Origin of the sequence: Kitasatospora sp. NPDC057223 (assembly GCF_042669755.1) — a bacterium.
Lineage (GTDB): Bacteria > Actinomycetota > Actinomycetes > Streptomycetales > Streptomycetaceae > Kitasatospora.
The window spans coordinates 1-9670 of record NZ_JBHUWW010000185.1; the positions used below are offsets into that span (position 1 = coordinate 1).

Annotated in this window: 7 protein-coding genes; 1 reads left to right on the forward strand and 6 read right to left on the reverse strand. The window is 72.4% G+C overall.

Features of this window, described 5'->3' with window-relative positions; translation table 11 throughout:
• Positions 1-47: 47 nt before the first annotated feature.
• Entirely contained in the window at positions 48-458 is a 411-nt protein-coding gene (locus tag ACFUK0_RS36905; protein WP_380257827.1) for an organic hydroperoxide resistance protein, read from the reverse strand.
• 117 nt (positions 459-575) lie between these two features.
• Between ACFUK0_RS36905 and ACFUK0_RS36910 the strand changes: the two genes are divergently transcribed.
• A complete protein-coding gene (locus ACFUK0_RS36910) occupies positions 576-1043 on the forward strand; it encodes a MarR family winged helix-turn-helix transcriptional regulator (protein WP_380257829.1) in 468 nt (155 codons plus the stop codon).
• 54 nt (positions 1044-1097) lie between these two features.
• Here ACFUK0_RS36910 and ACFUK0_RS36915 read toward each other — a convergent pair whose 3' ends face one another.
• The 5 genes from ACFUK0_RS36915 to ACFUK0_RS36935 form a co-directional block, all read right to left on the reverse strand.
• Entirely contained in the window at positions 1098-2150 is a 1053-nt protein-coding gene (locus ACFUK0_RS36915; RefSeq protein WP_380257831.1) for a phosphatidylinositol-specific phospholipase C domain-containing protein, read from the reverse strand.
• A 191-nt stretch (positions 2151-2341) separates the two neighbouring features.
• Positions 2342-4438 (reverse strand): discoidin domain-containing protein, encoded by a 2097-nt coding sequence (locus ACFUK0_RS36920; RefSeq protein ID WP_380257843.1) that lies wholly within the window; start codon positions 4436-4438, stop codon positions 2342-2344.
• A gap of 372 nt (positions 4439-4810) precedes the next feature.
• The gene (locus ACFUK0_RS36925; RefSeq protein WP_380257833.1) at positions 4811-6283 is read right to left on the reverse strand and encodes an endo-1,4-beta-xylanase; all 1473 of its coding nucleotides are present in this window, start codon (positions 6281-6283) and stop codon (positions 4811-4813) included.
• 100 nt (positions 6284-6383) lie between these two features.
• Positions 6384-8894, reverse strand: a complete 2511-nt coding sequence (locus ACFUK0_RS36930) for a glycoside hydrolase family 9 protein (protein WP_380257835.1) — start codon at positions 8892-8894, stop codon at positions 6384-6386.
• Positions 8895-8986: 92 nt separating this feature from the next.
• Positions 8987-9670: cellulose binding domain-containing protein (locus ACFUK0_RS36935; protein WP_380257837.1), on the reverse strand; the 684-nt coding region annotated here is incomplete at its 5' end.

Here is a 9670-nt window from a genome sequence, read left to right on the forward strand (position 1 = left end):
GCCCGTGGGATCGGGCCGGCCGCCGGCGTGCCGGGTCGGGTGGGCGACTACTCGACCACGAGCTCGACCTCGATGTTGCCGCGGGTGGCCTTGGAGTAGGGGCAGACCTCGTGGGCCTGCTTGACCAGCAGCTCGCCGCTCTCGCCCGCGAGGGCGTCCGGGAGCTCGACGCGCAGCACCACGGAGAGGCCGAAGCCGGAGCCGTCGTTGCCGATGGACACCTCGGCGGTGACCGAGATCTCGCCGGTGTCGACCTTGTTCTGGCGGCCGACCAGGCCGAGTGCGCTGGCGAAGCAGGCGGCGTAGCCGGCGGCGAACAGCTGCTCGGGGTTGGTGCCCTGCCCGTTGCCGCCGAGGGCCGGCGGCATGGCCAGCGGAAGGTCCAGCCGGCCGTCGGAGCTGACGGTACGGCCCTCACGCCCGTTGGCGGTGGCGACAGCGGTGTACAGCGCGTCCATCTGACCGGTCCCTTCTCGTGGTGGCGGCCCTTGTCCGGCCCGCCCTCTGCCCACAAGTAGAGCACGCAATTCAGTTGTGCACAACTGAAGAGTGCGCGGGGGAGCTATCCTGGACCCATGACCGACCTGTCACGCGTACCCGGGACCGAGCTGCTCCGGCTCGACCACCAGGTCTGCTTCTCGCTGCACGCCGCCTCGCGGGCCTTCGGCGGCGTCTACCGCGGCGCGCTCAAGGAGCTCGGGCTCACCTACCCGCAGTACCTGGTGATGCTGGTGCTCTGGGAGCACGGCGAGCTGCCCGTGAAGCAGATCGGCGAGCACCTGCGGCTGGACTCCGGCACGCTGTCCCCGCTGCTCAAGCGCCTGGAGGCGACCGGCTACGTCCGGCGCGCCCGCAGCGCGGAGGACGAGCGCTCGGTGACCGTGGCGCTCACCGCGGCCGGGACGGCGCTGCGCGAGCGGGCCGTCTGCGTACCGCAGCGGATCATCGAGGCCACCGACCTCTCCCTGGACGAGGCCGTCGCCCTGCAGTCCCTGCTCGCCCGGGTGACCGCCTCGCTGGACGCCGCCGCACTGCAGGGCTGACCGGGCCCGCCGGCCGGCGCACTCGCGGGCGCGCCGGCCGGCCGGCGACGGGGGTCAGCCGCGCGGCAGCACCTGGGACTGCACCTCGGGCAGGTGCCGCCAGTCGCTGGAGACGATGCTCGCGTGCGCGGCCGCCAGCTGGACGGCGCGGGCGCGGGCCTGCTCGGCGGTCGGGTCGGTGGCGCTGATCGCCGGGGCCACGTTCTGGGCGTCCGTCATGACCAGCAGGTAGTGCCGGGCGTCGTACCAGCCGGTGTCGATGCCGCCCAGGTAGGCGGCGGCGTCCCCGTCGAAGACCACGAACCAGGGGCGGATCGAGGTCTCCGAGTACTGCCCGCGCGGGTCGCCGGCGGCCGCGCCGTGGACGACGGGGAAGACCTGGGCCTCGGCGGTCCGCCCGGCAGCCGCGAGATCGCGCAGGTAGCGGGCGTACTCGACGTCCGTGTGCAGGGTGTCGAACGGGTTCTGCTCCTCGACGGTGCCGGGGATGACGTCCACCAGCACCCGGCCCGCCAGTGCCGCCCGGCTCGGCCAGTTGCCGGCCCGGGCCGCGTCGTCCAGGGTGGCGTACGAGCCGCCGCCGGACTTGGCGAGCAGGTCGGCCGGGCGGAAGACGGTGCTGCCGAGGTGGGCGGCGATCAGCGAGTCGAGCTGGGCCGGGCCCATGCCGCGGTTGCCGGCGAAGCCGCCCTTGAGCTCCAGCTTGACGACCAGCGGGCCGGCCCCGGGGTGGGCGCCGAGCCAGACCCGGATGTCGTCCAGGCAGGTCTCCAGGTTCTTGTTGGCGCCGCCGGTGTACAGCTGGGCGGGGCTGCTCGCGGTGACGCAGTTGTTGGCGTTGCCGAGCGGGTTGGAGTGGCTGACCTTCCACTCCTTGGTGACGGTGTCCGTCCAGGCGTCCAGCTCGATCATGCCGGTGCCGGTGTCCAGGGCCTGCGCGAGGAAGGGGAAGGCGGCCGGGTCGTAGGTGTTGTGCAGGCCGACGGTGGTCGCGGAGGCGAACGGCAGATCAGCCGGCCCGGTGGCGTCCGCCTGTGGGGCGGCGACGGCGACCGCCAGGGCGGCGAGCAGCGGGGTGGCGGCGGCGATGAAGCGGCGTACGGACAACGGTGTCTCCTCGTCAGGGGCCGGGACTGCGAAGTCGAGCCTGGTCCATCCGAGCGGACTTGAGGTGACATGACAAGGAATTCCGCTGACACGGCGTCGGAAGAACGGACTCCTGCGGCCGCCGCCGCCAACGCGCCGACGCGGCCGGGGTGTTCCCCGGCCGCGTCGGTGGTGCTGCGGGTCCGTACGGGTTACTGGTACACCCGCACGTAGTCGACCAGCATCTTCTGCGGGAACACCGTGGTGGCGTCCGGTGCGCCGGGCCAGTCACCGCCCACCGCGTTGTTGAGGATGATGTAGAACGGGTGGTCGTAGACCCACGGGCCGCGGGTCTGCTCCAGGGTGCTGCGGTTGACGGTGAAGAAGGCGTTGCCGTCGACCGTGAAGGTCATGTGGCTGGAGTCCCAGTCCACCGCGTAGGTGTGGAACGCGGAGGCGAAGTCGCTGCCCGCCACCGTGTACGGCGAGCCGTAGCCGGCGGCGCCGAAGTAGGCGGGGGCGTGCAGGGTGGAGTAGACCGTGTCCGCGACCTTGCCGACGTGCTCCATGATGTCGATCTCACCGCAGTTGGGCCACGGCGTGCCGGTCTTGAAGTCGGAGCCGAGCATCCAGAACGCGGGCCACAGCCCCTGGGTGCCGGTCACCTTGATCCGCGACTCGACGTGCCCGTACGTGAAGTTGAGGTGGTCGGAGGTGTTGATCCGGCCCGAGGTGTACTGGCAGGTGGTGCTGCCGCTCAGCGGGTCGCGCGGGCAGGCCGAGCCGGCGGTGACCTCCTTGCGGGCCTCCAGGACGAGGTTGCCGGTGCCGTCCTGGTAGGTGTTCTTGTTGCCGGTGGTGTAGTACTCCAGCTCGTTGTTGACGCCGGCGCCGGAGTCGACGGTCCACTTCGCCGGGTCCGCGCCGGTGCCCGCCGCGGAGTTGAACTCGTCGCTCCAGAGCAGCTTCTGCGGGTTGCCCGGGTTCGGCGGCAGGGCGGGCGGAGCGGTCGGGTTGCCGCCGGTGCCGTACACGTCGAAGCCCCAGAGCGAGTACCCGTAGGCGGTGCCGCGCGCGGTGCCGTACATCCGGACGTAGCGGCCGGTGCCGGTCACGTCCAGCGTCTGCTTGAAGCCGGTGGACGTGGTGGTGGAGTAGATCGTGGTCCAGTTGGCGCCGTCCGGCGAGGTCTGGATCTGGTAGGCCGAGGCGAAGGCCGGGTCCCACTGGAGGACGACCTTGCTGATGGCGGCGGTGGCGCCGAGGTCGACGGCGAGCCAGGCCGGGTCGCTCCAGCCGGTGGTGGCGCTGGTCGCCCAGCGGGTCGCGGCGTTGGCGTCGAAGGCCTTGGCCGGCGTGCAGCCCGAGCAGTTCCCGTCGTCCTGGAAGGTGGACGCGGTGGCGGGCTTGCCGTACGACAGCAGGACGGGCCCGGTGCCGGTCGACGTGCCGGTGAACACCTGGAACTCCCAGAGGGAGTAGCCGTAGGCGGTGGCGCGCTGGGTGCCGTTCATCCGCACGTACCGGCCGGTGCCGGTGAGCGTGATCAGCTCGGTGGCGCCGGGGGAGGTGGTGGTGGAGTAGACGGTCGTCCAGGTGGTGCCGTCGGTGGAGGTCTGGATCTGGTAGGCCTTGGCGTACGCGGCCTCCCAGCTGAGCTGGACGCCGCAGACCGACTGGACGGAGCCGAGGTCGACCTGCACCCACTGCGGGTCGCTGGCCGCACTCGACCAGCGGGTGCCGGTGTTGCCGTCGAACGCGGAGCTCGACGGCGTGCCGCCGTTCTCGGTGGAGGACGCCGAGGAGGGCCGGTTCAGGGCGGCGTTGTTGGTGCTGCAGGCGCCGCCGCCGGTGCCCGCGGTGCCGTAGACCTGGAACTCCCAGAGGGAGTAGCCGTATCCGGTGGCGCGCTGGGTGCCGTTCAGCCGGACGTAGCGGCCGCTGCCGGTGACGTTGAGGGTCTCGGTGCCGCCGGTGGCGGTGGTGGTCGCGTAGACCGTCGTCCAGGTGCTGCCGTCGGCGGAGGTCTGGAGCTGGTAGGCCTTCGCGTACGCGGCCTCCCAGTTCAGCACGACCTGGCTGATCGTCGAGGTGGCCCCGAGGTCGATCTGGATCCACTGCGGGTCGGCGGCCGAACTCGACCAGCGGGTACCGGTGTTGCCGTCCACGGCGGCGGACGCGGGGGTGCCGGCGTTCTCGACCGAGGACGCGGTGACGGGCTTGCCCTGGGACAGCAGGGTGCCCGCGGCCCGGGCGGGGCTGCCGGTCACCGCGAGGGCGAGGGTGGCGAGCAGGGCGACGACCAGCAACAGGGTGACGGGGCGGTGGCCGGAACGGGCCACTCCGTACCGTGTTCGGAAGTCGAAGGGAAGGACTGGCACGAAACCTCCTGGGGGAGTTGGTTCCGATGGGTGGGGGACATGGTGCGGCTCTGCGGAACTTGGCGCCGGAGGCAGCTTGCGATCGACAGGGAGAACGCTCTCCGGCTCAGGCGATGATTGCGGCGGCGTTTCCGAAGTGTCAAGGCATGTGCACGCAAGTGCGAGCGATATGCCGTGTATCAGCGGATTCTGATGTCATTTCTGAAACACAGCCGAGATCCGCACCCCACCCGGAGCCGGGCATGACGAAGGGGGTGGGGGCACCGCCGTGCCCCCACCCCCTCCACTGCTCCGCTCGGGTCAGCCCAGGGTCACTGCCGGGACGGGGTTGCTGCCGCTCCAGTTGGCGTTGAAGCCGAAGGAGGTGGATCCGCCCGACCCGACGGTGCCGTTCCAGGCCGCGTTGGTGCAGGTGACACGGGTGCCGGTCTGGGTGCAGGTGGCGTTCCAGGCCTGGGTCAGCTGCTGGCCTGCCCCGAAGTCCCAGCTCACCTTCCAGTTGCTCAGCGACGAACCGGCGGCGCAGGCGACCACGACGTTGCCGCTGAAGCCGGTGTTCCACTGGTTCGGCACCGAGTAGGTGGCCGAGCAGCCCCCGGTACCGCCGGTCGGCGTGGCGGTGGCGGTGGGCGTCGCCGTGGTGGTGGGGGTTGCCGTGGCGGTCGGGGACGGTGAGGCGGTCGCCGTCGGGGACGGCGAGGTGGTGCTGCCGCCCAGGGCGGTGGCGACGGCCCGGTACGCGGGCTTGGGTTGGTAGCCCTCGTCGTACAGGGTGGCGGCGCCGTACCCGGAGAACACACTCGGCACCCAGGAGTCGGCGTCGGAGATGTCCCAGCCGGTGATGCCCTTGCAGCGGCTGACGGCCAGGCAGGCCTTCACCACGGTGGTGTAGTCGGCGGCCTGCTGGGTCAGCTTGGCGTCGGTGGACGGCGTCTGCATCCGGATGTCGAGCTCGGTGATCGCGACATCCACCCCCAGGTCGGCGAACCGCTGGATGTTCGCCTGCAGGGTGGACGGAACCTGGCCGAGGATGAAGTGCGCCTGGAGGCCCACCCCGTCGATCGGCGCGCCCTGCGCCTTGAGCGACTTCACCAGGTTGTAGAGGGCGTCGCTCTTCGCGCCGATGCCCTCCACGTTGTAGTCGTTGATGTACAGCTTCGCGGCGGGGTCGGCCTGGCGGGCCCAGTTCAGCGAGTTCGCGATGAATCCGGTGCCCAGCGCGGGGTACCAGACCGACGTCCGGTAGGTGCCGTCCTCGTTGAACAGCTCGTTGAGCACGTCCCAGGCGTAGATCTTGCCCGCGTAGCGCCCGGCCTCGGCGGCGATGTGCTGCTGCAGGATGGTGTTCAGCTCGGTCGCGCTGAAGCCGCCGTTGGTCAGCCAGTTCGGGTTCTGGCTGTGCCAGACCAGGGTGTGGCCCCGGACCTGCTGGTTGTGCGCCTGGGCGAAGGCGACGATCTGGTCGGCCTCGGCCCAGTTGAGGCTGCCCCGGGTGGACTCGACCGAGCCCCACTTCATGGCGTTCTCGGGGGTCAGGGAGTTGAACTGCGCTCCTGCGATGGCTGCGTAGGCCGGGGTGCCGCTGAGCTTGCCGCCGGCCACCGCGTTGCCGACGTAGACGCCCTTGGCGGCCGCGAGGTCGCGCAGCGGGGTGTCGGCGGCCTGGGCGGCGCCGGGCAGTAGGGCCGCGCCGAGTGCGGTGGAGGCCAGTACGGTGACGGCCACCGCCGCGTTGCGCAGTCTGACGGCCCGACGGGTGAACAGTTGGCGCATGGGAATCGTCCTCTCCGGTGCAGGGTGGGGTGCCCGGCCGCCGGGCGGGTGGTCCCGGCGGCCGGTGATTCGGGTGTGCTGCTCTGGACCGGGGCGGGCGTCAGGCGCAGGCCGCGCCGTTCACGGTGAACTGCGCGGGCGCCGTGTTGGCGCCGGTGAACGTGGCCTGGAAGCCGAAGCCCGCGGTGGCGCCGGGGGCGACCGTGCCGTTCCAGCCGCTGTCCTTGGCGGTGACGGCGGCACCGCTCTGGACGACGGTGGCGTTCCAGCCGCTGGTGATCTTCTGGTTGCCCGGGAACGTCCAGCCCAGCGTCCAGCCCGGGATCGGGCTCTGGCCGGTGTTCTTGAGCGTCACGGTGGCGGTGAAGCCGCCGGCCCAGGCACTGTCCACGTGGTAGGCGACCGAGCAGGCGGCCGCCGCCGGGGTGTCGTCGTCCGCCTCGGTCGCGCTGAACGTCGCACCGTCGGCGCCCGCGCCGGTCGCCGCGAACGCGGCCGTGCCGGCCGCGGTGTCCGTGTCCTGCGCGGCCGAGATCGTGACCTGCTGGGCCGTGGCCCAGTTGGCCGGGGTGAAGACCAGGCTCGCCCCGCCGGTCACCGAGAGGTCCTGGTCGCCCGAGGTGCGGGCGACCGCGACCGTGACGTTCTGCGCCGGAGCGGCCGACAGCCGCACCGCCACGGTCGCGGTGGAGCCCTCGGCCACCGTCACCGAGGCCGGGGTGGCGAGCACCTTCGGCGTGACCGGCGGGGTCACGACGCCGGTGCGGTCGGCGGCGAACGCGGCCAGCCAGGCCAGCCCCGCGTTCCAGTTCACCGCCACCTCGTTGGTGGAGTACGAGCCGATGTCGTCGACGTAGCACTTGGCGGGTGCGCAGCCGGTCAACTGGGCCAGCGCCACCGGGTCCTGGAGGCCCGAGTTGGGGCCGCCGGCGAACGAACCGGCGGGCGGGTGCGGCAGCGAGGCGTCGTTCTGGTGCGCCCAGAACCGGTGGTGCTCGTTCTCGGCGGCGTGCTCGCCGTAGCCGGTGACGTACGAGCGGTTCAGCGCGTTGCGGCCGAGCAGGTAGTCGATCGACTCCAGCGCGGCGGTGCGGTAGCGCTGCTGCCCGGTCAGCTCGTAGGCGACCGCGATCACCATCGCGTTGTTGGCGACCGAGCTGTTCGAGCCCCAGACGTAGCCGTCGGCGGCGATCGGCACGTCGTAGCCCTGCCCGGCCATGGTGGTCAGGTAGCCGTCCGCGGTGGTGGTCAGCGAGGTGCGCAGCCGCGCCAGGTCCTCGGCCGGCAGGCCGACCCCGGGCACGGTGGCCAGGGTGATCCGGCCGAGCGTCGAGGTGCCGCCCCACCAGGGGGAGTCGGCCGGCGCGGTGTGGAACGAGGAGGACGTGACCGCGTCGCGGTACTGGCTCTCGCCGGTGGTCGCGAACAGTTCGGCGGCGGCCCAGTAGAACTCGTCGCCGACCTGGTTGTCCTCGTACGCGCCGCCGCCGGTGTTGTCCGTGCTCGGCGCGAGCACGTTGGGGTTGGCCTTGGCGGCCGTCCAGGCGCGCTTGGCCGCATCCAGGCAGCGGGCGGCGAACGCGGCGTCGTACGGGGCGTAGACACGGGCGCACTGGGCGGCGGTGGCGGCCAGGTTCAGCGTCGCCGCGGTGGACGGCTTGTGCAGCTCGCGCTGCTGGGCGTCCAGCTCGGGGCGGGTCGGCAGGGCCGTCCACTGCGCGTCGTGGATCTTGTGGAAGGCCATGCCCGCCAGCGGCTTGCCCGCCGGGACCTGCATCCGCAGCAGGAAGTCGAGCTCCCAGCGGGCCTCGTCCAGGACGTCCGGCACGGCGTTGCCGCGCTCGGGCACGCGCAGCGTCGAGTCGCCCACGGCCGCGTCCGTACCGGCCCGCTTCGCCCGCTCGAAGGAGTTGACCAGCTGCCAGGCGGCGATCCCGCCGTTGACCACGTACTTGCCCTGGTCGCCGGCGTCGTACCAGCCGCCGCGCACGTCCAGGCTGTAGTCGCAGACGCCCGCCTGGCAGGGCACCGAGGTGTCGCCCTTGTTGGGCGCGACCCCGAGGTGCCCGGCCGGCCGGGCGTAGCCCGCCCCGGCCAGCGAGGCGTCGATCGCGATGCCGCTGCGCTGCTGGTAGAAGAAGGACATGCTGTCGGCGCGCAGACCGTCGTAGAGCGCCGCCGAGATGTCGAACGGGTAGCTCGCCTGCCCGTTCACGACCAGCGTGAAGCCGGTGCCGGTGCCGGTGTAGGCGGAGAAGTCGACCAGGTGGGTGGAGTCGCCGGAGGCCGCGTCGGAGCCGTGCACGACGGTGGTGCCGGAGGCGACGGTGCTGCCCGCGGAGCTGCGCAGCTGCCAGCCGAGCGGTGCGGTGGCGGTGGTGACGACGGTGGCGCGCTTGGGGCCGTCCGGAAGGTAGCCGACCTGGTTGACCCGGACGGCCGGCCCGGTGTCGGCGGCGGCCTGCGCCGCGAGCGGTGCGGTGGCGGCGGCCGCCCCGAGGACGGACGGGCCGGCCGCGGTCATGGCCAGCAGCAGGGTGCCGGAGAGCAGGAGCGACGCCGAGCGGCGCCGGGCGGGGGAGACGGGGGAGCGGGGGATGACGGGAGGCACGGGTGGGGGGCCTTTCGTCGGGCGCGGACGCGCTCAGGAGTGGGGGGCGGGACAGCGCACTGCCCCGCCCCCGGTGATGAGATGACGGACGGTCAGGAAGCGGTGCAGGTGAACACCGGAGCGGTGTTGCTCCCCGTGAAGGTGCCCTGCAGACCGAACGTGGTGGTGCCGCCGACGGCGAGCGTGCCGTTGTAGGCGAGGCTGGTCGCGGTGACCGAGCTGCCCGACTGCGCCACGGTGGCGTTCCAGGAGCCGCTGAGCGTCTGGCCGCTCGGCCAGGTCCAGGCGACCTTCCAGGCGTGCGTCGCGGCGGTCGCGGTGACCGTCACCGTCGAGGTGAAGCCGGTCGACCACTGGTTGTCGATGTGCCAGGCGGCCGTGCAGCCCGCGCCGCCGGTGCCGGTCGCGGTGGTGGCGGTGACGGCGGTGGAGGCGGCGGACACGTTGCCGGCCGCGTCGCGGGCCTTGACGGTGTAGCTGTAGGCGGTGGCGGCGGTGAGGCCGGTGTCGGTGTAGCTGGTGGCACCGGTGGTGGAGCCGACCTTGACGGTGCCGCGGTAGACGTCGTAGCCGGTGACGGCGGTGTTGTCGGTGGAGGCGGTCCAGGCGAGCGAGACGGTGTCGGTGGTGGTGCCGGTGGCGGTGAGGCCGGCCGGGACGCTGGGTGCCTGGACGTCGCCGCCGCCGGTGCCGGTCGCGGTGGTGGCGGTGACGGCGGTGGAGGCGGCGGACACGTTGCCGGCCGCGTCGCGGGCCTTGACGGTGTAGCTGTAGGC